Raw genomic sequence first — 25,234 nt, forward strand, 5'->3', positions numbered from 1 at the left:
CGCGGCGACATCGCCGGTGGCGAGCGGTGCTGACGCCGACGCCCGATGGGTAGCGGCGCCCGAGTTCGTGCCCGGCGGGATTACCCGCACCGTCGCTCGACGTTCACCCTGACGGCGCCTCCGCCGCACGCGGGATCGCTAGTATGTATTCAACTGAATCCAATCTTGGAAGGGCACTCTCGCCATGACCACGTACAACGTCGGCCTCATCATCGGAAGCATCTCGTCGACCTCGATCAACCGTCGCCTCGCGAACGCGCTCGTGCGCCTCGCGCCCCAGGCCGACCTGACCCTCACCGAACTGCCCATCGCTGCGCTGCCGTTCTACTCCGCTGACCACGACGCCGCCATCCCGGCAGAGGCTGCCGAGTTCAAGTCGTCGATCGAGGCTTCGGATGCCGTCATCATCGTGACCCCCGAGTACAACCGATCCGTCCCCGGCGTGCTGAAGAACGCCCTCGACACGGCGAGCCGTCCGTGGGGTCAGAACAGCTTCGCCGGAAAGCCCTCCGCCGTCATCGGCGCATCGGTCGGCGCCATCGGCACTGCCGTGGCGCAGCAGCACCTGCGCTCGATCCTGTCGTTCCTCGCTTCGCCCGAGCTCTCGCAGCCCGAGGCGTACATCCACCTGCGCGACGGCCTGATCACCGAAAACGGCGAGGTCACCGACGAGTCCACCGCCGAGTTCCTCGTGTCGTGGCTCAAGGCCGTGCACACGCACGTCGCGAAGTCGCTCAGCCCTGTCGAGTGACGCACGAGAGGGGCGCTCGTCTGCGGACGAGCGCCCCTCTCTTCGTTCCGGCGAGGCCGATCGGCGGCGGCATCCGCCCCGCTCACCCCAACGCGTCGCGGGCTGCGTCGAGTTGGCTCTCCCAATCGGGCGGCAATCGATCCGCCGGGCCCGGCACCGACTGCGACACCGGGTGGCTCGTCGGCGGCGCGAGGGAGGGCCCGAGCACGGCGCGCCCCTCGGTGAAGTCCCACCACCAGCTCTCGCCGGGTTCGTAGCTCTGGATGTAGCGGTGACCGGTGGATGCCGAGTGTCTGGAGGCGTGACGGTTCAGGGAGGAATCGCAGCAGCCGATGTGTCCGCAGGCGGCGCAGCGTCGCAGGTGCACCCACCAGCTGCCCATCGCATCGCACTCCACGCACCCGTCGCCGCTGGGCGCGGCATCCACATCGATCTGTTCCACCTGGTCGTTCGATCCGCTCATCGTGGCGATTCCCCTCCGGCCCGATCAGCGGACGCCGGTGGCCCCGGCTGCTGCGTGGTGCCCTGGTGTGCAACGCTAGGCCGGTCGGTAGCCCACCGCGTTGGGCAGGTGTCGAGAGCGTCTTTCGACAGAAGTCGAACGCGCAGCATCCCAGCGCCCGCGCGAGCTCCGTAGCGTCAGGGCAGAATGGAGGGCGACGCCGTGCCGCGGCGAGCAGGAGGACAGCCATGGCCGGGAAACGTCGTCGCATCGGATTCCTCGTCTTCGACGGGGTCAAGGCGCTCGACGTGATCGGCCCCGCCGAAGTGTTCTCCGAGGCGAACCTGACCACCGACGCGTACGAGCTGGTCTTCATCTCGCCGACGGGCGACGACGTGATGACGACCATGGGCGTCCGTTTCGGCGTGCACGTGTCGGCCGCCGATGCGGGGGTGTTCGACACCGTCATCGTCCCGGGCAGCGAGCGTGCCCCGGGCGTCTTCGACGACCGCGAGCTGCGTACGGCGATCGTGACGCTGGCTCAGCGCTCACGCCGGGTGGCGTCGATCTGCAGCGGCGCGTTCGGATTGGCTGCGACCGGCCTGCTCGACGGTCGGCCGGCGACGACCCACTGGAAGTTCGCCGACGAGCTCGCTCGACGGTATCCATCCGTGCAGGTGGATGCCGAACGGATCTTCACTCGGCAAGGCAACGTCTTCACGTCCGCGGGTGTGGCAGCGGGTATCGACCTCGCGCTGTGTCTGGTGGAGGACGACCTCGGCGCCGAGGTGGCGCGCACCGTCGCCCAGTACCTCTTGGTCTACATGCGGCGTGCCGGTGGTCAGGCGCAGTTCTCCGCGCCGCTGAAGACGCGCGCGCCACGCACCTCGCTCGGCAAAGAAGTGGCCGCGTACATCGCGGAGAATCCGACCCGTCCGCTGACGGTCACCGAGCTCGCCGCGCACGTGAACGTGAGCCCGCGTCACGTGACGCGGGTCATCCGAGAAGAACTGGGCGTCACCGCCGCCGACTACATCTCATCGGTGCGTGTCGAGATCGCGGTCGGGCTGCTCGAGTCGGGGATGTCGGTGGCCGAAGCAGCAACGGCGGCTGGTTTTCCCTCGATCACGGCGCTGCGTCGCACGTTCACGCGCCGCTACGGGATGGCCCCCTCTGAATACCAGCGCCGCTTCCGCAGCACAGCGGCAGTGGAAGGGGCTGCCTAGGACGCCAGCTCGCCGACAGGGGTGGCGATCGTGTCGAGGCGGTCGGCGGTGACCACCGGCAGCGGAGCGGGCCCCTTGCCCGGCTCGCCGCGCGCCGCGCGGACGAGGCCGGCCAGCGCGGCGACGCCGGGGGTGTTCGGTTCGGCGAAGAACAGCGTCATCGTCCACCCGAAGCCACTCGTCAGTGCGAGCGTTTCCGAACGAAGTCCCACCCACCCGTGCGACTCCACGTGCACCATGGGCCAGGCGCTGGAATGGGGGCGTACCTCGCACTCGGCCCAGATGCGTCGGAAGCGTGCGTCCGACGCGCTCAGCGTCGATACGATCGCCCGCAGGCGTGGATCGCGCGGATCGGCGTGATAGCGCAGTGAGGCGGCGAGCGCGCGCGCCGTGCGTTCCCAGTGTGCTTCGGAGGGCGGATCGGGGTAGTGGTCGAAGACGGACATCACCAGGTTCAGCCCCGGCCGCAGCCCTCCCGGCGCCACGAGCAGCCCAGGGGCGTTGACGGCGACGACGTCCATGGTCGCGTTAGAGATGTAGGCGGGAGTGTCGGGATGCAGGCCCAGCACGTCCAAGGCCCCGCCCGGCAGCGCGGAGGTGGCGCCGAGGCTCGCGTGGCCGGCGGACAGTGCTGCAACGCGTCGCAGATGCTCATCGCCGTACTGGTCGAGTTGCAGCGCGCGACCGAGCGCCGACAGCACCTGCTGAGACGGTTGGTGACCGCGGCCCTGCTCGAGACGCAAGTAGTAGTCCGCGCTGATTCCGGCCAGCTGAGCCACTTCGCTGCGCCGCAGACCGCGGACCCGGCGCCCTGGTTCCTCGGGCAGCCCGACGACTCTTGGCGGCAGCGCCTCGCGGCGATCGCGCAGAAAGTCGGCCAGAGGTCCACGTGATGCATTCACCGGTCCTCCTCGTGGCCGTGTTTTGGAGAGGGTGCTCCAATTGTGCGATGCCGAGCGCACCTCGCGGGCGGCGCGAAGGGACACGTATGCGACGGATCGAGACACGGGGATTGAGGGCCCACCGCCAGCACCGGGTATTTTCGACACCGTGGGTCGACCCCGGCGATACGACGAGAATGAGCTCCTGGATGCCGCACAGGAGCTCTTCTGGGTGCGCGGATACGACCGCACCACCGTCGAGGACATCGCCGCGGCATCCGGGGTGGCAACGAGCAGCCTCTACGCCGCCTACGGGAACAAAGCCGCCCTCTTCTTGCGGGTCTTCCGTCGCTATTGCGACGCCCGCGCGCGGCTCGTCGCCGAGGCGGTGGCGCCCGACAGTCGCGACATCGACGAGGCCCTGAACGAGTTTCTCGCTCGCATCGTCGATGACTGCCTCTCGTATCCGGATCGCCGTGGTTGCCTCATGCTGACGAGCATCGCGGACCTGCAAGAGCGGATTCCGGAGGTCGTCGAGGTCACGACCGCGACGGTGGCGACGATGAAGGAGATCGTCACCGACAAGCTGGTGCGCACAGCCCACGCCCGTGGACGCCGACTCACGCGCCGTGACGCCTACGACCGCGCGGCACGGGCGGTGGTCGCTTCGCAGGCCGTCATCCATCTCAGCCGGCTGCCCCTGCCACGCGAGCGCCTCGTGGCGATGGGCATCGCACTGCTGCCTGCGTGAGATCCGTCAGACGTCGAACTCGCGAGCGCACGGCGGAGAGTAGATTCTGACCGGGAGGCCGCCATGGCAGAGTTCAGCAGAGGCTTCGGAGCGCGTCGTCGGGAGTCAGACCCCCATCTACCGCCCGGGCAGTACCTCACGAGTGACTTCCCCGTGCTCTCGGCGGGGCCCACGCCCCGGGTGGCCATCGAGGATTGGGAATTCTCCGTCGTGACCGAGACCGCGGTGCGCACGAGCTGGTCGTGGGACGAGCTGATGGCGCTGCCCATCGAAGACATCGACACCGACATCCACTGCGTCACCCGCTGGTCGAAGCTCGGTACGCACTGGCGCGGTGTCTCGCTCGACGTGCTGCTCGCGGACGTCGTCACGTCGGCGCCGTCGGCGATGGCGCATTCCGACGGCGGGTACACCACCAACGTCCCGCTCGCTGACCTCCGCGGCGGCAAGGCCTGGGTCGCGTTCGAGTTCGACGGTGCTCCTCTCGCGCCCGAACATGGGGGTCCCGCGCGTCTTCTCGTGCCGCATCTGTACTTCTGGAAGAGCGCCAAGTGGGTGCGCGGTCTCGTGCTGCAAGAGCACGACGACCCCGGATTCTGGGAGCAGAACGGCTACAACCTGCACGGCGACCCGTGGCGGGAGGAGCGGTACTGGTGAGTGCGCCGGCCTGGCATCCGGCGCACGTGGCATCGGCCACGCCGCTGACCGCCCACTCCCGTGCACTGCTGCTCGACGTCGACGGCTGGCCGGGAAACCTGCCGGGTCAGCATCTTGACGTGCGGCTCACGGCGGAGGACGGCTACCAGGCCGAACGCTCGTACTCGATCGCCAGTTTCGGTACCGGATCGAGGGTCGAACTCGCGGTCGATGAGATCGTCGACGGCGAGGTGTCACCGTACCTCGTCCGCGACGTGCAACCGGGGGACTTCCTCGAGGTGAAGGGGCCGCTCGGCGAGTATTTCGTCTGGCGCGCCGAAGACCCCTCGCCGGTGCAGCTGATCGCCGGAGGGTCGGGCGTCGTGCCCCTGCTGGCGATGGCGAGGGCCCGGCGCGCCTCGCAGAGCGCGGCTCCGTTTCGCCTGCTCTACTCGACGCGGTCTCCGGACGATGCGATGTACGCCGAGGAGATCGGTGGCTTCCGCGACGACGTGAGCGTCGACTGGATCTACACCCGCGCGACACCCCCGGGGTGGGCGCGCCCTGCGGGCAGGCTCGACGTCACGGAGCTGGCGCAGCGGTGCTGGCCGCCCGAGCGGCATCCCCTCGTCTACGTGTGCGGACCCACGGCGTTCGTCGAGTCGGTCGCCGACGCCCTCGTTCACCTCGGTCATGCCCCCGAGCGGGTGCGAACAGAGCGTTTCGGAGGAGGAGCTTCATGACCACGGATGCCTCACCAGATGCGCCGTCGGACATGGCGTCCACAGCCCGGCGGACGATCGTCGACGGCAACGCGCTCGCCGGCATGCTGACCGGCGTGTTCGCGGATGACGCCACGCGCCTCACGCTGCGGTGCGGCCACTGCGATCGTTCGGGTCTGCTCGCCGAGGCGGTCGTCGAGCGCGACGACACCTGTGCGATCGTGCGCTGTCGAGCCTGTACTCGTACGCTCTTCACCGTGACGGCGGCGCCGGGTGGCGCGGTCACCGTCCGCATCGCGGCCGTCGCTGAGGTGCGCACCCCGCCCGACGGCCGCTAGCGCCTCACGCGCGCAGGCGCTCGCCGTCGGTAGGCGGCTGCGCGGGCGCGGATGTGTCGGACGGGCTCTGTTCCCACAGTCGGATCGTCTTCAGCGCCAGGTGCAGGGTGCTGCGCTGCAGGCCGTCGGCCAGTGCGGCGCGCACCGTCTCGGGCAGGTGCTCCAGGCGGTAGTAGAGGGTCGTGCGATGGATGTGCAGCCGCGCGCACGCGACGGGCGCACGCCCGGCGGCATCCAGATAGGCCTCGACCGTCTCGCGCTGCACCGCATCGCCGTCGACCAGCAGATCATGGGCCGCGGGGCACGCTAGCCGCAGCAGAGAGGCGGACCGCGGCAGCGACTGCACCAGCATCCATCCGCCGAGCTCTTCGGCGCGAGCTGCGAGGGGCTGCGAGAGAGCCGCGCGCAGGCGTGCAGCGTCGATCGCGCGGGCGGCCGTCTCATCGAGGTCGTCGATGTCGGCGCCACCGTCGGCGGTAGCGACTGCGAGAACGTCGACGCCCCGTGATCGTGCTTCTGCCTCCAGCTCCGCCGACAGCGCCGGAAGGGTGTCGTCGGCGGGGGAGACGAGGATCACTGCGCCGCCCCGCACCGTGACGAACTCCGCCCGCGTGGGGAGAGTCGCCGCGAGGTGGCGTCCGATCGCGACATGCTCCAGCGGACTCGCGTCGTCGAGCAGCACCGCCCACAGTCGCAGCGACTCGCCCGGCGCGGCGAGCCATCGGCGCGAGCGCACCTCCCACAGCGCATCACCGCGCACCGTCTCGGCGGCATCGAGCAGACGCGCATAGACGCCGTCGCGGTGACCCGCGGCCTCGCCGCCGAGCTCCCGGCCCACCAGAAGCGCGGCGGCGTCGATGAGTCCCCACACGCGCGGTTCGAGGTCGGAGCGCGAACGTCCCGAGATTCGCAGAGCGAGTGAGCCGATCCCCAACGGAACGTCGATCCCGCGATCGTCGGAGGCGCTGTCGGGTACGGCGTGCAGCGCGCGCCCGCCGGGACTGCCGACGAGCTCTACCTCTGTGCGCAGTGCCTGCGACAACTGTTCGATGACATCGGTCGTATCCATGCTCGTCTCCTCGCGCCGCCTGCTCACACGCTAGGACGGCTCCCGCCGCCGGCGCGTGGCCCTCTCGTGACTACGAGGCGGACGCGTCGGCGGCAGGTGGAGACGGGCAGGCGCTCAGTCGCGCAGCTCGCCGAGGGCGCGGAGGATGACATCGGCGACCTCGTCGGCGCGCGAGACCAGCGCGGAGTGCGATGCTCCTTCGATGACGTGCGTGTGGCGGGATCCGGCCCGGTCGGCCATGAACTGCATCCCCTCCGCCGGGATGTTCTTGTCCGCCGTTCCGAAGACGAACCACGAGGGCAGCGTCTTCCAGGCGGGGCTCGTCGTCGGCAGACCCTCGCCGAGAGCGACGTCGCGAATCGGACGCTGCGTCAACGCCGACACCCGCGCCTGCTCCAGTGGCACGTCCGCCGCGAACTGCTGCGGGAACAGCTCGCGGTCGACGACGATGTCGTTGCTGCCATCGCCGAGCGGGTAGGGCCGCACGGTGTCGCCCAGCGTGCTGCCGGGGAACTGGCCGGTCAGGTCGAGTGCGTTCTCCCCGTGGTCGGGAGCGAAGGCCGAGACGTAGACCAGTCCGCGCACACTCGGTGCGTCGGCCGCGGCCTGTGTGATGACGCAGCCGCCGTACGAGTGCCCGACAAGCAGCACGGGCGTGCCGAGCGCGTCGACGGCGCGGCGCACGTTCTCGGCGTCCGTTGTGACGCTCCGCAGTGCGTTGGGGGTCGCGACGACGTCGACGTCGGCCGCGCGCAGACGCCCGATCACGCCTGTCCAGCTCGCGGACTCAGCGAATGCTCCGTGGACGAGGACGACGGTGACATCAGACATGGGGTTCCTTCCGGAGGATGAGACCGGCCGCGGGCGTGCGGGGTCGCCTCGATCACACCAATGGACGGCGCTCGGCGCATCGGACGTTTGTCGTGACTCGCGCCCCGCTCAGCCGACCTGCTCGCGCGTCCGCAGGTCTTTGCGGAGGATCTTGCCCGAGGTCGACTTCGGGATCACGTCGATGAACTCCACACGGCGCACCTTCTTGTGCGGGGCGACGTTCTCGGCAACGAACGACATCACGTCCGCCTCGGAAACGGCCGAGCCGGGCGCGCGCACGATGAACGCCTTCGGGATCTCCTGCTTGTCATCGTCGAGCACGCCGATGACCGCGGCATCCATCACCTCGGGGTGGCCCAGCAGCAGCGCCTCCAGCTCGGCCGGGGCGATCTGATAGCCCTTGTACTTGATGAGCTCCTTCACGCGGTCGACGATCGAGAAGTAGCCGCCGTCGTGGTAGACCGCGATGTCACCGGTGTGCAGGAACCCCTCGCCGTCGAGGGTCTCGGCGGTCGCCTCCGGCTTGTCGAGGTACCCGAGCATGACGTTCGGCCCCGCGATCCACAGCTCGCCCGGGCGCGTGCGACCGTCGGCCTCGACCTCCGTGATCTCTTCACCCGTCTCGGTGTCGATCAGCTTGCAGATCGTGTTGGGAAGCAGGGTTCCCACCGAGCTGACCGGGATATCGGTGCGCGAGAAGGGCATCGCGTGCGAAACGGGGCTCAGTTCGGTCATGCCGTAGCCCTGCATCATCCGAGCGTTGATGCGGCGCGCGGCGATCTCGGCTGTCTCCCCGTCGAGCGGCGCGGCGCCGGAGAACACCGTGTGCACGGAAGAGATGTCGAACTGGTCGACGACGGGATGCTTGGCGAGTGCCACCGCGATCGGCGGAGCGATGTACAGGTATGTGCAGCTGTACGTCTGGATGTTCTCGAGGAACGGAATCAGGTCGAACTTCGGCATGGTGACGAGCGCCGCTCGCTGCTTCAGCGCGAGGTTGAGCAGCACCGTCATGCCGTAGATGTGGAAGAACGGCAGAACAGCGAGCACCCGGTCGGTGTTCTTGAGGTCGATGTTGATGCGGCACTGAGCGACGTTGGCGACGAGGTTCCGATGGCTGAGCATCACGCCCTTGGGGATGCCCGTCGTCCCCGACGAGTACGGGAGCACCGCGACATGCGTCGCCGGATCGAAGCTCACTTCGGGGGCCTCCCGTCGCTCGCCGAGCAGGGTGCGCAGGTCGGGGTGGTCCTGTGCGCCGTCGAGCACGACGACCTGTGCGGCCGGGATGCCGACGGCATCCGCCGCCTGCTGCGCGTGCGGCAGCAGGGGGCTGACGGTGAGGAGCCAGGTGGCGCTGGCATCGCGCAGCTGCTTCTCGATCTCACCCGCCGTATAGAGCGAGTTGATTGTCGTGACGGTCGCGCCAGCGCGCAGGATGCCATGGAAAACCGTCGCGAACGCCGGGATGTTCGGACACAGCAGCCCGACCACGGTCTCGGTGCCGACGCCGCGAGCGGCCAGCGCGCCGGCGAAGGCGTCGATCTGCGCCTTCAACGCCCCGTACGTCGTCTCGGCGCCCGTGGCGGGGTCGATCAGGGCGATGCGCGCCGCGTCGTCGGGGCTGAGATCTGCGAACAGATCGTCGTAGATGCTGACGTGCGGGATCTCGACATCGGGGAACGGGCTGGTGAACACGGCGGTCTCCTTCGACGGCACGATCTCTCACCCCGGCGGCGCTGCCGGGGTGCGTCCATCATGCCACCGCGGAGCCCAGCCTGAGACGAAGTTCCTTGGCGAGAGAAACCGCGTCCCAGGCTGGGGGTCTGTGTGTGCGCCGGCGCCTAGACGAGAGTTGCTACCGATCGAGACGTGCTGCCGGCCGCGAGGCGCCCGGCGGCGCGCTCCTCCGCGGCATCCAGCGGGGTGATGCCGCGCGTCTGGGCGTCGGCGAACACCGCGCGGACGGTGTCGCCGATGGCGCTGACCCGATCCATGATCTCGGCGCGTGAGCCCAGCCGCTTGGCTTCGAGGTCGAGGTACACGACGCCGCCCGCGTTCACGACGAAGTCGGGGGCGTAGAGAATGCCGCGTGCCGCGAGCCGGTCGGCGCCCGAGCGGTGGGCGAGCGGGTTGTTCGCGGGACCGCACACGGCGCTCGCAGCGAGCCGGTCGATCACGTCGTCATCGAGCAGACCGCCGATACCGGCCGGAACGAAGACATCGGCCTCGACCAGGTGCTCGGTGCCCGGTTCCGCCCACCGGGCGCCGAGTTCCGCGGCCAAGGCGCGCTTGGCGGGGTTGACGTCGGTCACCGTCAGCTGGGCGCCCTCGGCGCTGAGGCGCACCGCGAGGCGGCTTCCGACCTGGCCGAGTCCCGAGATGGTGATGCGTCGGCCGACGACCTCCGGCGAGCCGGCTACCCGCTCGAGGGTGGCCCGCAACGATTCGTAGACGCCGAGGCTGGTGGGACCGGCGGGCTCCCCGGAGCCGCCGACGGCGTCGGGCAGTCCGACGACGTGAGCGGTGCGCTCGCTGACGACGAGCATGTCGTCGGTCGTCGAGCCGACGTCTTCCGCCGTCCGGTACAGGCCGTCGAAACGCTCGACGGCGTCGCCGAGGTCGAGGTAGGCCGCGCGGCGGCGCTCGGCGTCGAGGATGGTCCCGACCGGAAGGCAGATGACCGACTTGCCGCCCCCGGCATCCAATCCCGCCGCCGCATTCTTCAGCGTCATCGCGGCCGACAGCCGCAGGGCGTCGCCGACGGCGTCGCTCCAGTGCGGGTAACTCCACATTCGCGCTCCGCCGAGGGCGGAGCCCAAAACCGAGGAGTGCAGCGCGACGGTGATCACGAGACCGCTGCGCGCGCCCGTCGTCACCTCCACGCGCTCGTGGGAGAAATCGGGCAGGGGCAGGGTGTGCGTCATCGCATTCTCTTTCGGCTGGCCTTATGGGCTGTGCTCTGCGGACGTCGCGGCGTTGCGGCATCCGGTGTCTATTGTGCCTCGGTCGCCACCGATCGGGTGGGTGACCGCCCGAATGCGGCGTCGTCCGCAGGCGGGAGACCGGTGTGGGACAGATCGAACGGGCGACCGCGGAGGGCGCGCAGCGCGTACAGGATGGTCGCGAGGTCGATGACCTCCTGGGCGAGCGCGCCGACGACGGCCGGGATGAGGCCGGTGGTCGCGAGCAGCATCGCGGCCACACTCAGCGCGATGCCGATCCAGATGGCGACGTAGGCGACGCGCAGGGTGTCGCGGCCGATCGCGACCGCCTCGGCGACCTTGATCAGAGAGTCCTTGAGCACCACGGCGTCGGCCGCGTCGCCAGCGGCGGTGGCCCCCTTTGCACCCATCGCGATGCCGATGTCGGCGGCGGCGAGCACCGGCGCGTCGTTCACTCCGTCGCCGACCATGAGCACGGGGCGCGGTCTCATCAGCGCCGCGAGGTGGACCTTCTCGGCCGGAAGCAGATCTGCGTGCACCTCGTCGACGCCGACCAGCGCGGCCACCGCCTCCGCCGTGGGTCGGGCGTCGCCGGTGAGCATCGTCACGCGCTCGATGCCGTGGGTGCGCAGCCACCGCACGACGGCGTGCGACTCCGGTCGGGCGCCGTCGGCGAGCACGAGCACGCCCGCGAAGCGGCCGTCGACGGCGACGTACGCCGCGGCATGACCGGCCTCCAGTAGCGTCGGTGTCGTATCGGGGGCGAGAGCAGTGACATACGCGGGCTTTCCCACCACGACGCGTCGACCTCCGATGAGCGCGGTGACGCCGTTGGTCGCTTCCTCGTGTGCCTCGTCGGCGGGCTCCACGTCGATTCCGCGCTCGGTCGCCGCGCGACGGATACCGTCGGCCAGTACATGGGCGGAGTACTGCTCCGCCGAGGCCGCCCACGCGAGGAGACGGTCGGGTTCGATACCGGGCGCCGGGCGAACGTCCACGAGCACGGGCTGGCCTCGGGTGAGAGTGCCCGTCTTGTCGAATGCGACGGAGCGGGCGCGCGCGAGTTGCTCGATGACGGCGCCTCCCTTCACGATGATCCCCGCCTTCGCCGCGCGCGAGATGCCGCCGAGGAAGGCGACCGGGGCCGCTATCAGCAGCGGGCACGGTGTGGCGAGCACGAGCACCTCGGCGAATCGGACCGAGTCGCCCGACAGGCCCCATGCCGCTCCGGCGATCGCGAGCGACACAGCGGTGAAGGGGATCGCGAACCTGTCGGCCAGGCGCACCATCGGGGCGCGCGATTCCTGCGCGGCCTGCACGAGCGCGATGATCTGCTGGTACTGGCTGTCGGCGCTGAGCCGAAGAGCGCGCACGCGGATCGCGCGTGATCCGTTCACCGCTCCCGAGAGCACGGTGTCGCCGGCGGCGCGGGTGACGGGCATGCTCTCGCCCGTGAGCGACGATTCATCGAAGCTCGCCTCTGCCGACAGGAGCACGCCATCGACCGGGACGACCTCGGCGGGGCGGATCAGCAGGTCATCGCCGACGGCCACCTCGTCGGCGGGGATATCGCGGGTCTCGTCGCCGACGGAGCCCGGACGGTGCACGTGTGCGATCTGCGGCGCGCGATCCAGTAGTGCGGTCAGCTCGCGCGCCGCCCGGCGGCCCGCATAGTCTTCGAGAGCTTCGCCGCCCGAGAGCATGAGCACGATGATGAGGGCGGCGACGTTCTCACCCACAGCCAGGGTTGCGACCATGGCGACGACGGCGAGGACATCGAGCCCGACATGACCTCGCAGTACATCACGAATCATGCCGATGATGGTCCAGACGACGATCGCCGAGACGTAGCCGACAGTGATCCACCTCGCCCCCGCCTCCTGTCCCGACCCGGCCAGGATCGCCGCGGTGAGCCCGACGAGGACAGTCGCGGTGATGACGGGATACCGCCGGAGGGCGGCGAGGATGCGGCGCATGGCCCTAGCATCCGCCTCCGGGCAGAGGACCGCCAGTAAGGCTGGATTGCCTTCCTCGCTCCGCAATCTCTTCTCCCATGCGTGGACTCTAGGCTGGCGATATGACCGAGAACCTCTCTGCGCGTAGTCGTATCGTGCACGAGGCCCTTCGCTCCGCCGGGCTTTCGGGCGAGATCATCACCCTGCCGGATGCCGCATCCACCGCGGCCCTGGCCGCCGCCGCTCTCGGTGTCGAGGTCGGCGCCATCGCCAACAGCCTGGTGTTCTGGTCGGACGGTGCGCCGCTCCTGGTGATGACCAGCGGTGCGCATCGCGTCGACACCGCAGGGCTCGCCTCCCGGCTCGGACGGGAGAGCATCATTCGTGCGACGCCGGAGCAGGTGCGCGAGGCGACCGGTCAGGCCATCGGCGGCGTCGCGCCCACCGGCCACCCGGCCCCGCTTCCGACCGTGATCGATGAGGCGCTCGCCGCGTTCGAGGAGATCTGGGCCGCCGGTGGCACGCCCCACACCGTCTTCCCGCTGACCTTCGACGAGCTGGTCCGCCTCACCGGCGGTACGGTCACCGCCGTCGACTGAGCGCGCTCACCCGGCTCGCCTCGCGCCGGATCAGCCATAGAGCCGGCGGCGCAGTTCAGCGGCGGTCGCGCCGACGGCCGAGGCCAAGGCGGCCGGGGTGCGACCGACGTCGGTGTCTGCCGGCCAGGTCACCGCGATCGCAGCGACAGGCCAGTCGGCGTGGTCGCAGACAACCGCCGCGACCGACCGGAATCCGAGCGTGACCTCGCCGTCCTCGCTCGCATACCCATCGTGGCGCGCCTGTTGCAGCACCTCGCGCAGCTCACGAGGGTTTCGTGGACCGCGCCCGGTGCGGTCGGCGAAGGCCGCGGCATCCGGATAGAGCGCTCGCACCTGCTCGCGGGGGAGTGCGGCGAGCATCGCGCGCCCCGTCGCGGTGAGATGAGCAGGGAGGCGGACGCCGACGTCACTGACCAGTGCGGGTCGGCGCGGCGCCCGCTCCTCGACGATGTAGAGCACGTCGCGCCCGGTCATGACCGCGAGCTGCGCACTCTCGCCGAGTCGATCGGCGAGACGCGCGATGAGCGGGTGGCCGAGCCGGGCGAGCGGCTGCTGCCGGGCGTAGCCGCCGGCGAGCTCGAAGGCCGCGGTGCCGAGCCCCCACCGCCTGTCTCCCGGAAGATGTACGACGAACCCGTGGGCGGCCATCGCGGCAAGCAGGTGGTACACGCTCGAACGCGGGATGCCGAGGCCCTCCGAGAGCGTGCGGGCCGCGACCGGTCCCCGCTGGCGTGCGAGGTAGGCGAGGATCCGCAGCGTCTGGTCCGCAGCGGGGACCTGCGGTCCGCCACCGTCTCGTGCACCGTCTGAGATCACAGACACAGGATGCCACGGCGCACTGGCTACCGGAGACGGGGCGCGGTGGAATCGGACCATGACCTCGACTTCCGCCGTGCCGCCGCTCGCTCCGACCCCCCTCGTCGCACCCGTCATCGTCGGCGCACGGCCGTTGAGTCCGGCCGAGGTCGTCGCGGTCGCCCGCGACGACGCCCGCGTGCAGATCGCGCCCGCGGCCGGGGCGCGGGTAAATGCCACCCGCGAGCTCATCGAGCGCCTCGCCGACGACCCGGAGCCGCACTACGGCATCTCCACGGGCTTCGGCGCGCTCGCGACCACCTTCATCGCGCCCGACCGGCGCCGACAGCTGCAGGCCAGCCTGATCCGCTCGCACGCGGCCGGAACCGGCGCCGAGGTCGAGCGCGAAGTCGTCCGCGCGCTTCACCTTCTGCGCTTGCAGACCCTGGCCACCGGGCGCACCGGGGTGCGGCCCGTCGTCGTCGCGACGTATGCCGCGATGCTCAACGCGGGCATCACCCCGATCGTGCGGGAGTACGGCTCTCTCGGCTGCTCGGGCGATCTCGCACCGCTGTCGCACATCGCGCTCGCGGCGCTGGGTGAGGGCGAGGTCCGCGACGCGTCGGGCGCGCTGGTCGCGGCATCCGATGCTCTGGCGGTGGCCGGCATCGCTCCCCTCGTGCTGGAGGAGAAGGAGGGGCTCGCGCTCATCAACGGCACCGACGGCATGCTCGGGATGCTGTCGCTCGCCCTCGCCGACCTCGACAACCTCCTCACCGTCGCCGACGTGACCGCCGCCATCTCGGTCGAAAGCCAGCTGGGCACCGACGCCGTCTTCGCCGCCGACCTCATGGCGCTGCGGCCGCAGACCGGGCAGGCGGCTTCGGCCGCGAACCTTCGCGCGTTCCTCGCCGATTCGCCGATCGTCGCCAGCCACCGCGACCCGGCGGTCTGCACCCGCGTGCAGGATGCGTACTCGCTGCGCTGCTCGCCCCAGGTGCACGGCGCGGCGCGAGACACTCTCGACCACGCACGGATGGTCGCGTCGCGGGAGCTCGCTGCGGCCGTCGACAATCCCGTCGTCACCGTCGACGGTCGGGTCGAATCCAACGGCAACTTCCACGGTGCCCCCGTCGCGTACGTGCTCGATTTCCTCGCGATCGCCGTCGCCGATCTCGCGTCGATCGCGGAACGCCGCACGGACCGGGCGCTCGATCGCACCCGCAGCAACGGACTGCCGCCCTTCCTCGCCGACGAGGTCGGCGTCGACTCGGGGCTCATGATCGCGCAGTACGCGGCGGCGGGCATCGTCTCTGAGCTGAAACGGCTCGCCGTGCCGGCATCCGTCGATTCCATCCCCTCGTCTGCGATGCAGGAGGACCATGTGTCGATGGGTTGGGCCGCGGCGCGCAAGCTCCGCCGCGGCATCGACGGGCTCGCCCGCGTGCTCGCGATCGAGCTGGTCACCGGATGCCGCGCCCTCGACCTGCGCGCGCCACTGCAGCCGGGGCCGGCAACGGCCGCCGTCCGCGATGCGGTGCGCGCGGCGGGCATCGCGGGCCCCGGACCCGACCGTTTCGTGAGCCCCGACCTCGAATCCGCCACCGCTCTGGTGCTGTCGGGGGCGGTCGCCGCTGCGGCTGTCTCCGCGGCGTCGTTCACAACTCCGGAGAACCGTCCCGCGTTCGAGGAAGATGACGATCACATCGCCCGGTGAGACGGTTTCTTCCGGAGTTGTGAACCGGGCGCTCGGCGCACGCCGTGGCGTCAGGGGCGGTCGAAGCTCCAGCTGTCGGGGTCGACGGCGGTGGCGACCTCCCAGTCGTCGGTGTCCCAGGTGAAGGTCGCGACGGCGCACGTGGGCATGTGACCGATACGGCCGCCGGACAACCGCTCCGCCAGAGTCGTCATCCCCGGATCGTGTGCGACGACCATGACGGCGCCGGCGCCGCGTGCCACCGCCGTCCTCAGCAATGTCGCCGCCGGGGCGCCGTACAGCTCGGGATCGAGCTCTGGTTCGAGCCCTAAGGCCGTGCCGAAGAAGGCCGCCGTCGTGCGTGCCCGCAGGGCCGTCGACGACAGGAGGGCGTCGAGGCGAAGACCCGTGGCCGCACATCGTGCGGCGAGGATGGGAGCGTCGCGGAGACCGCGATCGTTCAGCGGCCGATCGTGATCGTCCAGCCCGGGGTCGCCCCAATCGCTCTTGGCATGGCGGACCAGGACGAGTGTCGTCATGGGAGACCCTTCGTATGTCGACGTCGGTGATGATTCCCGCTCGTGCCGGGCGGTCAGTGCGGGAGGCTGGGCATCGGCTTCGACGATATCCGGCTGCGGCCGACACCGGGGCCAATGCGCCGACACTGTCGTCAGCCGACGTACACCCAGGCTGTGCGTCCGCTGTCGAGCGTGACGCGTACGCGGCGGTACAACGACACCTCGTACTCGTCGGCGGCGTCGATCTCGTCGGCGCTGAGGTGCAGGACGCGTCCGACGACCTTGTCGCGCGCGCTTCCGGTCGCCCTCAGTACTGGGTGCACCGAGGCGCCGGACAGATCGACGACGCGTTGGTCTTCGACGTCGACGTAGTCGATCGTGTAGCCGGGCAGCACGTCCGCCTCGCCGCTGACCAGGCGACCGAACGTATCGAGCTGCACTTCGGCGTATTGGAGCGTGCCGTAGGTGAACAGCAGCTCGTGCGCCGGCTCGGTCATGCCGTCAGGGTACTGCGCACGGTCGGCGGCATCCAGATCATCCGTCGTGCGGGACCGCGTCGGCGCCGATCACGCGGGCCGGGAAATGTCCCCGGAATCAGCCCAGGAAGGCGTGGGCGATCGCGAAGATCACGAGGCCCGCCAGCGCGCCGACGATCGTGCCGTTGAGGCGGATGTACTGCAGGTCGCGCCCGACCATCAGCTCGATCTTCTCCGTGGTCTCGGCGGGGTCCCACTTCTCGACGGTGTCGGTGATGATCGAGGCGATGTCGTGGCGGTAGCGCTCGACGACGAAGACAGCGGCTCCGGCGATGCGGTCATCGACACGGTGCTGCAAGGCGGCGTCCGCCGAGAGGCGCTCGCCGATCTCGACGAGCGCGGCCGTCACGCGGCGACGGAGGCCGCTCGCGGGGTCGGCCAGCGCACTCAGCAGCCCGGTCTTGGCGGTGTTCCACGCCTCGCCGGCCAGCTCGCGCACGCGCGGGCTGTCGAACACGGCCGTCTTGGCCTCTTCGAGGCGCGCGATCGTGTTCGGGTCGCTCTGCAGATTGTCGGCCAGGCGCGCGAGGTAGCCGTCGACGGCGCGACGCGCGGGGTGATCGGGGTCTGCCTGGATCGCGGCGACGAACTTGACGGCCTCGTTGTAGACCGTGTCGTCGACCAGGCGCATCGCGACCGAGGGCACCCACGACGGCAGGCGACGCGAGACGAGGCCGCTGAAGGCCTCGTGGTTGGCGCGCAGCCACGTCGCGATGCTGTCGACTCCGAGATCGACGGCGCCGCGGTGCGCATCGGCATCCACCACGCGACCAAGCCACGCGCCGACCGTCGGCCCCCACTCGGGGCTCAGCAGGTGCTCGCGCGCGAGGTCGCTGATGAGATCTTGCACCTCGTCGTCGCTGAGCGCGCGGAGGATGCCGGATGCCACCGCCGAGGCCTCGGCGGCGACGGTCTCCGCGTGGACGGGCTCACGCAGCCAGGCACCCGCCGTGCGTGCGATGGGCGTCGATTCGAGCTTGGCGCGGACGACCTCGGCTTCGAGGAAGTTGGTCTCGACGAACTCGCCGAGGGTGCGGCCGATCTCATCCTTGCGCTGGGGGATGATCGCCGTGTGCGGGATCGGGATGCCGAGGGGGTGGCGGAACAGCGCGGTCACGGCGAACCAGTCGGCGAGAGCGCCGACCATGCCGCCCTCGGCCGCGGCCCGCACATATTCCAGCCACGGGTAGCGCTCCTGCAGCACGAACGCGACGACGAAGACGACCGCCATGAGCACGAGCGCGCTGAGAGCGACGCCTTTCATCACCCGGAGAGCGCGCCGGCGTTCCTGATCGGCCGGGCTCAGCAGTTCGGTGGGAGTGCGCGCCATCCCGGTAGTCTCGCACGGCGTATCCTGGCCGCGTGATCGAAGACATCCAGAAGCGCGCCCTGCACCGCACCAGCATCCTCGAGGGGCAGGTACGCGGGCTTGCGCGGATGATCGAGAACGAGGACTACTGCATGGACATCATCGCCCAGTCCCGGGCGATCCAGAAGGCGCTCGCATCGCTCGACAAGCTGCTCATCGAGAACCATCTGCGCACCCACGTCGCGCACATGTTCGCCGAGGGCGGCGACCAGCGCGACGTCGCGGTCGCCGAGCTGCTGAAGGCCTACGACCTCGAGACGCGCTGACCGCGGCCGCGAACTCTACGCACTGACCGGACCCACCCACGCAGCGGCGACGGTCGCGTGCGCCGACTCGGGGTCGGACGGGTGGAACATGCCCGCCAGCACGTCGCGGTAGAGCCGGCTCAGCTCGTTGCGCGTGAAGTACGACGAACCGCCGGCGACGAGCATCGCCTCATCGACGACCTGCTTCGCCGCGACGACGGTGCGGTGTTTGAGTCCCGAGAGCTTCGGGAACCACAGACCGCCGTGGTCGACGAGGGCGTCGACGTCGTGCGCGATGCTCGCGACCTGGGGGAGCAGCCCGTCGTAGGTGAGCGCCATCTCGGCGATGCGCCAGCGGATGTCGGCATCGTCGCTGTAGGGCCGGCCCGTCTTCTTGGAGGTCCGCGTCTTCGCCGCCGCGATCGCCAGATCGAGCGCGCGCCGGGCGACGCCCGTGTAGACGGATGCCAGGAGCACCTCGAACACGCTGAAGATGCCGAAGACGATCGGGTCGGGGTTCGGGCCCGGGTCGACGCGGCGCACGACGCGGTCGGCCGGCGCCGCCGCGGCGTGCAGAACGGTTGTGCGGGACTGGGTTCCGCGCATGCCGACGGTGTCCCAGTCGTCTCGGGTCTCGACCGCCTCCGATCGAGGCACGAACGCGTAGACCATCTTCGGCGCGGCCGGATCGGTGGTGTCGAGCCCGTGGAGGCCCAGCTGGGTCCACACCGGACCGAGCGACGTGAAGATCTTCGTGCCCGAGAACGTGTAGCCGCCGTCGGCGTCGGGGGTCGCGACCGTGTCGCTGCCGAACAGCACCAGATCGTTGCCCGCTTCGCTGATGCCGAACGCGAACACCTCCCCGGCTACCGCCCCGGTCTGCACGAAACTCAGGTCGTCGATGCCACGGTCGGCCATCACCTTTGCGACGCCGGTCCAGACCAGGTGCATGTTGATAGCCAGCGCCGTGGCCGGTGCGGCGGTGGCGAGCCGCTGCTGCAGCACGGCGGCTTCGGCGAGGCCCAACCCCGCGCCCCCGAGGGCGGTGGGTACGAGGATCGAGAGGTAGCCGGCATCCCTCAGCTCGGCGAGATCTTCGTCGGGAAACCGGTTCTCGGCGTCCACCGCCGCAGCACGCGAGCGGATGCGCTCGAGCAGGTCGTCGGGGAGGTAGACGGTCGGGTCGAAGTCACTCACCCTTCTATCCTGCCGCTCGCCGGGGGCGGTGGGCGCAGTTCGCTGCGATCGCCGGTGCCCACGGCCGTCAGACGGGGCAGGATGGAAAGGTGATCTCTACCGAGCTGGCGCTTGCCCTTCGCGATGCGGGGCTGGTGTGGCGCCCGGCATCCGGTGATCGGTTCCAACTGAACGAGCCCGAGTTCGAGGCCGATGTGTTCACCGTGAGCGAGATGACGATCGAGCCGCGGCAGTATGCGACCGGGGCGATTCTCGCGTTCAACGGCACGACCGAGTGGGCGCTGGATTCGGTGGCGCAGGCGGACGCCCTGTGGCTGCCGCGGGAGGACCAGTTGCGCGAACTGTTGCGCGGCGGCTTCCGCAGGCTGGAGCGACTCAACGACACCCACCGCGTGGTGATCGAGTTCGCCGGCGAACGACACACCTTCGAACACCCACAGCCCGAGGACGCCTATGCACTCGCGCTGCTGCACGTGCTGGGCCGCATCGCCTGAGCGCGGGTGCGGTGGCGGATGTCGCGCGTCAGCCCAGGGCGTCGAGCAGGTGTCGCATCGTGTCGTCAGGCAGGTCGCGGTGCGGTGAGTGGCCGGCGCCGGTCACGACCGACATCGTCACGACCGGGTTCTGCAGCACCTCGTCCGCCAGCGCACCGTGGAAGATAGAGAAGACCTGTGGGTCGGCGGCGATCACATGGGTGGGAATGCTCAGGCGGGCGGCGGCATCGCGGACGTCCCACGGCGAGTTCTGCAGGCTCGTCTGCTCCACAGCCCACCGGCTGGCCTGCTGCGCGGCGTGCGCCTTGAGCTCGATGTCGTGCGGATGCCACGTCGGATGCTCGGCGCGGACCGCCTCGATCGAGGGGTCGGCGAACGAGCGTTCCTGGCCGGCCCGGACGACATCGCGGTCGCGTTCGGACAGGAACAGCCCCGGGTCGATGAGGATCAGCCGGCTGGTCCAGTCCGGATCGGCGGCGCTGGCCACGGTGGCCGCCGCGCCGCCCAGCGAATGGCCGATCGCGAGATCCCAGGGGTGCCCGTCGTCGGCGCGGGTGTGCGCGACGTCGGCGGCGTATGCCGCGATCGTGTAGTCGAGGGCGCGCGGAGCGGTACCGTGGCCGCGGAGATCGACCGCGGTGGCAAGCCACCCGGCATCCGCCAGCGTCGTGCCGTAGCGCCACATGAGCGCTCCGGTGGAGCCCAGACCGTGTACGAGCAGCGCGCGACGCGGGGCGTTCGGGTTTCCCCAGGACAGGCGCGGGAGGATCACCGGTGCGGGCATGCTGCCAGCCTAAGCCGGGCCGTGTTCACGTGATGATCGGGACGGGCTCGGTGTCGGGGATGGGGCTGACGTCGCGGCCCCGCAGATCGGGGAAGCCGCGTACGCAGGCCGCTGCCACGATGGCGCCGACGATCGCGAAACCGGCTGCCGCCGCGTAGGCGCCGGCATATCCTCTGCCGTCGATGACGAACCCGGCGATGGCCGAGCCCAGGGCGGCGCCGATGAGCTGGCCGGTGCCGATCCACCCGTAGGCCTCGGCGGTCTCGCTGAACTTGACGGATGCCGAGGTCATCGCGAACATGACGGCCAGTGCCGGAGCGATCCCGACGCCCGCGAGTACGAGGCACGCCCCGACCCACCAGGGAGTCGCGCCGAGGCCGCCCACGACGATGGTGGCGGCCACCAGGCCGCTGGCGACGACGACCATCCGACGGGCCATGGCCCACGGACCCATGGGGATGTGTCCGAAGGCGAGGCCGCCGGCCAGGCTGCCCACGGAGAACACGGCGAGGACGAGCCCGGCTTCGAGGCCGCCGTGGCCGAAGGTGGCGACGACCGCGGCTTCGACGGCCGCGCACGCGCCGATGAGGAGGAAGCCGGTCACGGTGGCAAGGAGAACGACCGGCTTACCCAACACCTTGCCGAACGCGCGGCGGCTGCGCGGAATGCGTACCCTGCCGACTTCGGGGGAGAGGATGAACCACGCTCCACCGGCGGCGAGGATCGTCACGATCAGCAGAAGCGCCGGAACGGTGCCGACCTGCGTGGCGACGAGGGTGATCACCACGGGCGCGAGGATCCAGATGATCTCCTGCAGGCTGGCGTCGAGGGAGAACAGCGCCGTCAGCTGACGTGCGTTGACCATCTTGGGGTAGATCGTGCGCACGGCCGACTGCACGGGCGGCGTCGACAGGCCCGCGACGAGACCGAACGCCATGTACCCGGCGATGCCCATCGGAATCAGCGCGAGCGCGAGCAGGGCGGTCGCACAGACGGCGGTGGTGAGGGTGAGCACGCGCCGCATGCCCCAGCGACCCATCCAGCGGCTCGTCACCGGGCCCGCGGTAGCCTGCCCCACGGATGCCGCGGCCAGTACGAGTCCGGCGGCGCCGTACGACCCGGTCATCTGCTCGACGTGCAGCAGTATCGCGAGGCTGGTCATCCCGTTGGGAAAGCGCGCCGTCAGCTGTGCGGCGATGATGCGCGCCACGCCCGCCGTGCGCAGCAACTCCCGGTATCCAGCCACCCCACCACGCTACCGGCCGCGGGCGACATCGCGACACGCCCGGAGCAGGCCGCGACACGCCGGGGAGCGCATTCCACAGGTCTGGGGATGTCGGAGCCCCTCCCTAGCGTCGAGGCTGTGGAGGACCTGGCTGCGCCGCCGGAAATTGCACGTGATTCAGGCTTTTTCCAGGCTTCGCAACACTCGGCATCCTGTGGATGAAACGGTGGACAAGCTGTGTTGTACATGTGGAGAGCGGTGCAAAACTACACGGATGTAACTACTACCCCTTGTGGTGCTATCCAACGTCGGTACCCATATGTAGTATTGGACTCCCGGCGGGGGTGCGACCGGGAACACAGCTGAGAACACGATGAGATCCGATGAGATCACAGGGAGAAGAAGAGCGACATGGCAATCACGGTGTACACGAAGCCCTCTTGCGTGCAGTGCAACGCGACCTACCGGGCGCTGGACTCCAAGGGCATCGATTACGAAGTTCTCGACCTGTCGGAAGACCCCGCGGCCCTCGAGCACGTCAAGTCGCTCGGCTACCTGCAGGCGCCGGTCGTGGTTACCGATGAAGACCACTGGTCGGGCTTCCGTCCGGACAAGATCGACGAGCTCGCGAGCCGTTTGGCCTGACATGCCGACGCTGACGAGCGTCCCCCTGCTCGTCTACTTCTCGAGCGTCTCGGGCAACACAGCGCGTTTCATCGAGAAGCTCGGCCTACCGGCCGTCCGCATCCCGCTCGGCCCCGGCGATCTCCCGATCGAGGTCGATGAGCCTTTTGTGCTCGTCACCCCGACCTACGGCGGAGGCCAGGGTCGTGGCGAGGAAAAGGGTGCCGTTCCCAAACAGGTGATCCGGTTTCTCAACGACGAGCGCCACCGTCACCTCATCCGCGGAGTGATCTCCGCGGGAAACACCAACTTCGGCGCGTCTTTCTGTCGCGCCGGTGACATCATCAGCCGCAAGTGCACCGTGCCGCACTTGTATCGGCTCGAACTTTTCGGCACGCCCGACGACGTCGCTCGTGTCAGCGACGGATTGGAACGATGGTGGAAGCTGCAGTGAGCCAGACGACATTCAAGACCGAAGCGCGCTTCGAGGGCATGGATTACCACGCGCTCAACGCGATGCTGAATCTGTACGGCGAAGACGGGAAGATCCAGTTCGACGCCGACAAGCGCGCCGCACGGGAGTACTTCCTGCAGCACGTGAATCAGAACACCGTGTTCTTCCACTCCCTGAAGGAGAAGCTCGACTACCTGGTCGAGAAGGAGTATTACGAGGGCGCCGTCATCGAGGCGTACCCGTTCGAGTTCATCCAGCAGATCCACGACCGCGCCTACGCCCGGAAGTTCCGCTTCGACACGTTCCTCGGCGCGTTCAAGTACTACACGAGCTACACGCTCAAGACGTTCGACGGCAAGCGTTACCTCGAGCGCTTCGAGGACCGCGTCGTCATGACCGCCCTTGCTCTCGCCGCCGGTGACCAGGACCTCGCGAACAAGCTCGTCGACGAGATCCTCTCGGGCCGCTTCCAGCCCGCCACGCCGACGTTCCTCAACGCGGGCAAGGCGCAGCGCGGCGAGCTCGTCTCCTGCTTCCTGCTCCGCATCGAGGACAACATGGAGTCGATCGCTCGCGGCATCAACTCCGCCCTCCAGCTGTCCAAGCGCGGCGGCGGTGTCGCCCTCCTCCTCTCGAACATCCGCGAGGCGGGCGCCCCGATCAAGCAGATCGAAAACCAGTCGTCGGGCATCATCCCCGTCATGAAGCTCCTCGAAGACAGCTTCAGCTACGCCAACCAGCTCGGTGCGCGTCAGGGCGCCGGGGCGGTGTACCTCTCGGCACACCACCCCGACATCATGAAGTTCCTCGACACCAAGCGTGAGAACGCGGACGAGAAGATCCGTATCAAGACCCTGTCGCTGGGCGTCGTCGTTCCCGACATCACCTTCGAGCTCGCCAAGAACGATGAGGACATGTACCTGTTCTCGCCGTACGACGTCGAAAAGGTCTACGGCGTGCCCTTCGGCGACATCTCCGTCACCGACAAGTACCGCGAGATGGTCGACGACGCCCGCATCAAGAAGACGAAGATCAAGGCGCGCGAGTTCTTCCAGACCCTCGCCGAGATCCAGTTCGAGTCGGGCTACCCGTACATCATGTTCGAGGACACGGTGAACAAGGCCAACCCGATCAAGGGTCGGATCAACATGTCCAACCTGTGCTCGGAGATCCTGCAGGTCAACACACCGACGACGTTCAACGAGGACCTCTCGTACGATCAGATCGGCAAGGACATCTCCTGCAACCTGGGCTCGATGAACATCGCGCTCGCGATGGACGGTCGCGACCTCGCCGGCACGGTGGAGACCAGCATCCGCGCCCTCAGCGCCGTCAGCGACCAGAGCCACATCCGCTCGGTCCGCTCGATCGAGGACGGCAACGACAAGTCGCACGCCATCGGCCTCGGCCAGATGAACCTGCATGGCTACCTCGCCCGCGAGCACGTCCACTACGGGTCGGAAGAGGGTGTCGACTTCACGAACATCTACTTCTACACGGTGCTGTTCCACGCGCTGCAGGCCTCGAACAAGATCGCCATCGAGCGGGGCAAGGTCTTCGACGGATTCTGGGACTCGAAGTACGCCAGCGGCGAGTTCTTCGACAAGTACACCGAGCAGGAGTGGAAGCCGGCCACGGCCCGCGTCGAGGAGCTCTTCGAGGGCATCCACGTCCCGACGCAGCAGGACTGGCTCGAGCTGAAGGCATCCATCCAGCAGTTCGGCATCTACAACCAGAACCTGCAGGCCGTACCGCCGACCGGTTCGATCTCGTACATCAACAACTCGACGAGCTCGATCCACCCGATCGCGTCGAAGATCGAGATCCGCAAGGAAGGCAAGATCGGCCGCGTCTACTACCCGGCTCCGTTCATGACGAACGAGAACCTCGAGTACTACGAAGACGCGTACGAGATCGGCTACGAGAAGGTCATCGACACGTATGCCGCCGCGACCCAGCACGTCGACCAGGGTCTGTCGCTGACGCTGTTCTTCAAGGACACCGCCACCACGCGCGACATCAACCGCGCCCAGATCTACGCCTGGCGCAAGGGCATCAAGACGATCTACTACATCCGTTTGCGTCAGATGGCGCTCGAAGGCACCGACATGGCCGAGTGCGTCTCGTGCATGCTCTGACCCGGTCCGAGAT

General features: G+C 69.2%; 27 protein-coding genes. 13 read left to right on the forward strand and 14 right to left on the reverse strand.

The features are described 5' to 3' along the window. Positions 1 to 184: 184 nt before the first annotated feature. Positions 185 to 751, forward strand: a complete 567-nt coding sequence (locus tag ITJ43_RS13545) for an NADPH-dependent FMN reductase (RefSeq protein WP_194584383.1) — start codon at positions 185 to 187, stop codon at positions 749 to 751. A gap of 82 nt (positions 752 to 833) precedes the next feature. On the opposite strand, the gene ITJ43_RS13550 is transcribed toward ITJ43_RS13545, so the two are convergent. After that, complete coding sequence (locus tag ITJ43_RS13550) at positions 834 to 1,214, reverse strand: UBP-type zinc finger domain-containing protein (protein ID WP_194584384.1); 381 nt, start codon at positions 1,212 to 1,214, stop codon at positions 834 to 836. Positions 1,215 to 1,441: 227 nt separating this feature from the next. Here ITJ43_RS13550 and ITJ43_RS13555 point away from each other — a divergent pair, with 227 nt between their 5' ends. Continuing rightward, a complete protein-coding gene (locus ITJ43_RS13555) occupies positions 1,442 to 2,419 on the forward strand; it encodes a GlxA family transcriptional regulator (protein ID WP_194584385.1) in 978 nt (325 codons plus the stop codon). Here the strand turns inward: ITJ43_RS13555 and ITJ43_RS13560 are convergent. Further along, a complete protein-coding gene (locus ITJ43_RS13560) occupies positions 2,416 to 3,321 on the reverse strand; it encodes a helix-turn-helix transcriptional regulator (RefSeq protein ID WP_194584386.1) in 906 nt (301 codons plus the stop codon). The two genes, ITJ43_RS13555 and ITJ43_RS13560, sit on opposite strands and share 4 nt — an antisense overlap. 148 nt (positions 3,322 to 3,469) lie before the next feature. Between ITJ43_RS13560 and ITJ43_RS13565 the strand changes: the two genes are divergently transcribed. From ITJ43_RS13565 to ITJ43_RS13580, 4 genes are all read left to right on the forward strand, one after another. Next, positions 3,470 to 4,051 (forward strand): TetR/AcrR family transcriptional regulator, encoded by a 582-nt coding sequence (locus ITJ43_RS13565; RefSeq protein WP_194584387.1) that lies wholly within the window; start codon positions 3,470 to 3,472, stop codon positions 4,049 to 4,051. A gap of 63 nt (positions 4,052 to 4,114) precedes the next feature. Next, the gene (locus ITJ43_RS13570) at positions 4,115 to 4,708 is read left to right on the forward strand and encodes a sulfite oxidase-like oxidoreductase (protein WP_194584388.1); all 594 of its coding nucleotides are present in this window, start codon (positions 4,115 to 4,117) and stop codon (positions 4,706 to 4,708) included. Next, the gene (locus ITJ43_RS13575; RefSeq protein ID WP_194584389.1) at positions 4,705 to 5,430 is read left to right on the forward strand and encodes an FAD-binding oxidoreductase; all 726 of its coding nucleotides are present in this window, start codon (positions 4,705 to 4,707) and stop codon (positions 5,428 to 5,430) included. The genes ITJ43_RS13570 and ITJ43_RS13575 overlap by 4 nt, the downstream gene beginning before the upstream one ends. Then, positions 5,427 to 5,747, forward strand: a complete 321-nt coding sequence (locus ITJ43_RS13580; protein WP_194584390.1) for a DUF6510 family protein — start codon at positions 5,427 to 5,429, stop codon at positions 5,745 to 5,747. The genes ITJ43_RS13575 and ITJ43_RS13580 overlap by 4 nt, the downstream gene beginning before the upstream one ends. 4 nt (positions 5,748 to 5,751) lie before the next feature. Here the strand turns inward: ITJ43_RS13580 and ITJ43_RS13585 are convergent, their stop codons facing one another. The 5 genes from ITJ43_RS13585 to ITJ43_RS13605 form a co-directional block, all read right to left on the reverse strand. Continuing rightward, positions 5,752 to 6,816 carry a helix-turn-helix domain-containing protein gene (locus tag ITJ43_RS13585; protein WP_194584391.1) on the reverse strand — a complete coding sequence of 355 codons (1,065 nt, stop codon included), beginning with the start codon at positions 6,814 to 6,816 and terminating at the stop codon, positions 5,752 to 5,754. A gap of 114 nt (positions 6,817 to 6,930) precedes the next feature. Beyond that, positions 6,931 to 7,647 carry an alpha/beta fold hydrolase gene (locus ITJ43_RS13590; RefSeq protein WP_194584392.1) on the reverse strand — a complete coding sequence of 239 codons (717 nt, stop codon included), beginning with the start codon at positions 7,645 to 7,647 and terminating at the stop codon, positions 6,931 to 6,933. A 108-nt stretch (positions 7,648 to 7,755) separates the two neighbouring features. Then, positions 7,756 to 9,345 (reverse strand): AMP-binding protein, encoded by a 1,590-nt coding sequence (locus ITJ43_RS13595; protein WP_194584393.1) that lies wholly within the window; start codon positions 9,343 to 9,345, stop codon positions 7,756 to 7,758. A 146-nt stretch (positions 9,346 to 9,491) separates the two neighbouring features. Then, the gene (locus ITJ43_RS13600) at positions 9,492 to 10,574 is read right to left on the reverse strand and encodes a Glu/Leu/Phe/Val dehydrogenase family protein (protein ID WP_194584394.1); all 1,083 of its coding nucleotides are present in this window, start codon (positions 10,572 to 10,574) and stop codon (positions 9,492 to 9,494) included. A gap of 68 nt (positions 10,575 to 10,642) precedes the next feature. After that, positions 10,643 to 12,568: a heavy metal translocating P-type ATPase gene (locus ITJ43_RS13605; RefSeq protein ID WP_228495914.1), complete on the reverse strand. Its 1,926-nt coding sequence runs from the start codon at positions 12,566 to 12,568 to the stop codon at positions 10,643 to 10,645. Between the two features lie 101 nt (positions 12,569 to 12,669). Between ITJ43_RS13605 and ITJ43_RS13610 the strand changes: the two genes are divergently transcribed. Next, positions 12,670 to 13,146, forward strand: a complete 477-nt coding sequence (locus tag ITJ43_RS13610; RefSeq protein WP_194584395.1) for a YbaK/EbsC family protein — start codon at positions 12,670 to 12,672, stop codon at positions 13,144 to 13,146. A gap of 30 nt (positions 13,147 to 13,176) precedes the next feature. Here ITJ43_RS13610 and ITJ43_RS13615 read toward each other — a convergent pair whose 3' ends face one another. Beyond that, entirely contained in the window at positions 13,177 to 13,968 is a 792-nt protein-coding gene (locus ITJ43_RS13615) for an IclR family transcriptional regulator (protein ID WP_416361080.1), read from the reverse strand. A gap of 52 nt (positions 13,969 to 14,020) precedes the next feature. Between ITJ43_RS13615 and hutH the strand changes: the two genes are divergently transcribed. Continuing rightward, positions 14,021 to 15,658: a histidine ammonia-lyase gene (hutH, locus tag ITJ43_RS13620; RefSeq protein ID WP_194584397.1), complete on the forward strand. Its 1,638-nt coding sequence runs from the start codon at positions 14,021 to 14,023 to the stop codon at positions 15,656 to 15,658. A gap of 50 nt (positions 15,659 to 15,708) precedes the next feature. On the opposite strand, the gene ITJ43_RS13625 is transcribed toward hutH, so the two are convergent. The 3 genes from ITJ43_RS13625 to ITJ43_RS13635 all read right to left on the reverse strand — a co-directional run bounded on the left by ITJ43_RS13625 (position 15,709) and on the right by ITJ43_RS13635 (position 18,021). Then, positions 15,709 to 16,176 (reverse strand): SixA phosphatase family protein, encoded by a 468-nt coding sequence (locus ITJ43_RS13625; RefSeq protein WP_194584398.1) that lies wholly within the window; start codon positions 16,174 to 16,176, stop codon positions 15,709 to 15,711. Between the two features lie 131 nt (positions 16,177 to 16,307). Then, positions 16,308 to 16,652, reverse strand: coding sequence for a gamma-glutamylcyclotransferase family protein (locus tag ITJ43_RS13630; RefSeq protein WP_194584399.1), 345 nt, complete (start codon positions 16,650 to 16,652; stop codon positions 16,308 to 16,310). A gap of 97 nt (positions 16,653 to 16,749) precedes the next feature. Then, positions 16,750 to 18,021, reverse strand: a complete 1,272-nt coding sequence (locus ITJ43_RS13635) for a DUF445 domain-containing protein (RefSeq protein ID WP_194584400.1) — start codon at positions 18,019 to 18,021, stop codon at positions 16,750 to 16,752. A gap of 32 nt (positions 18,022 to 18,053) precedes the next feature. On the opposite strand from ITJ43_RS13635, the gene ITJ43_RS13640 reads away from it, so the two are divergent. Next, positions 18,054 to 18,326 (forward strand): metal-sensitive transcriptional regulator, encoded by a 273-nt coding sequence (locus tag ITJ43_RS13640; protein ID WP_194584401.1) that lies wholly within the window; start codon positions 18,054 to 18,056, stop codon positions 18,324 to 18,326. 15 nt (positions 18,327 to 18,341) lie between these two features. Here the strand turns inward: ITJ43_RS13640 and ITJ43_RS13645 are convergent, their stop codons facing one another. Next, on the reverse strand, positions 18,342 to 19,502 hold the full coding sequence (locus ITJ43_RS13645) for an acyl-CoA dehydrogenase family protein (protein ID WP_194584402.1): 1,161 nt from the start codon (positions 19,500 to 19,502) through the stop codon (positions 18,342 to 18,344). A gap of 89 nt (positions 19,503 to 19,591) precedes the next feature. Here ITJ43_RS13645 and ITJ43_RS13650 point away from each other — a divergent pair, with 89 nt between their 5' ends. Beyond that, positions 19,592 to 19,996, forward strand: a complete 405-nt coding sequence (locus ITJ43_RS13650; protein ID WP_194584403.1) for a pilus assembly protein CpaE — start codon at positions 19,592 to 19,594, stop codon at positions 19,994 to 19,996. A 28-nt stretch (positions 19,997 to 20,024) separates the two neighbouring features. On the opposite strand, the gene ITJ43_RS13655 is transcribed toward ITJ43_RS13650, so the two are convergent. Further along, positions 20,025 to 20,780 (reverse strand): alpha/beta fold hydrolase, encoded by a 756-nt coding sequence (locus tag ITJ43_RS13655; protein ID WP_194584404.1) that lies wholly within the window; start codon positions 20,778 to 20,780, stop codon positions 20,025 to 20,027. Positions 20,781 to 20,805: 25 nt separating this feature from the next. Continuing rightward, positions 20,806 to 22,026, reverse strand: a complete 1,221-nt coding sequence (locus tag ITJ43_RS13660; RefSeq protein WP_194584405.1) for an MFS transporter — start codon at positions 22,024 to 22,026, stop codon at positions 20,806 to 20,808. A 390-nt stretch (positions 22,027 to 22,416) separates the two neighbouring features. On the opposite strand from ITJ43_RS13660, the gene nrdH reads away from it, so the two are divergent. Genes nrdH through nrdE form a run of 3 tightly spaced genes read left to right on the forward strand, consistent with a single transcriptional unit; the run spans position 22,417 to position 25,221 of the window. Beyond that, positions 22,417 to 22,650: a glutaredoxin-like protein NrdH gene (gene nrdH / locus ITJ43_RS13665; RefSeq protein ID WP_005052310.1), complete on the forward strand. Its 234-nt coding sequence runs from the start codon at positions 22,417 to 22,419 to the stop codon at positions 22,648 to 22,650. Between the two features lies 1 nt (position 22,651). Next, the gene (gene nrdI / locus ITJ43_RS13670; protein ID WP_194584406.1) at positions 22,652 to 23,083 is read left to right on the forward strand and encodes a class Ib ribonucleoside-diphosphate reductase assembly flavoprotein NrdI; all 432 of its coding nucleotides are present in this window, start codon (positions 22,652 to 22,654) and stop codon (positions 23,081 to 23,083) included. After that, positions 23,065 to 25,221 (forward strand): class 1b ribonucleoside-diphosphate reductase subunit alpha, encoded by a 2,157-nt coding sequence (gene nrdE / locus ITJ43_RS13675; protein ID WP_194584407.1) that lies wholly within the window; start codon positions 23,065 to 23,067, stop codon positions 25,219 to 25,221. Before nrdI ends, nrdE begins: the two co-directional genes overlap by 19 nt. The last annotated feature ends 13 nt before the right edge of the window (positions 25,222 to 25,234 follow it).

Source organism: Microbacterium sp. VKM Ac-2870, assembly GCF_015350795.1.
Lineage (GTDB): Bacteria > Actinomycetota > Actinomycetes > Actinomycetales > Microbacteriaceae > Microbacterium.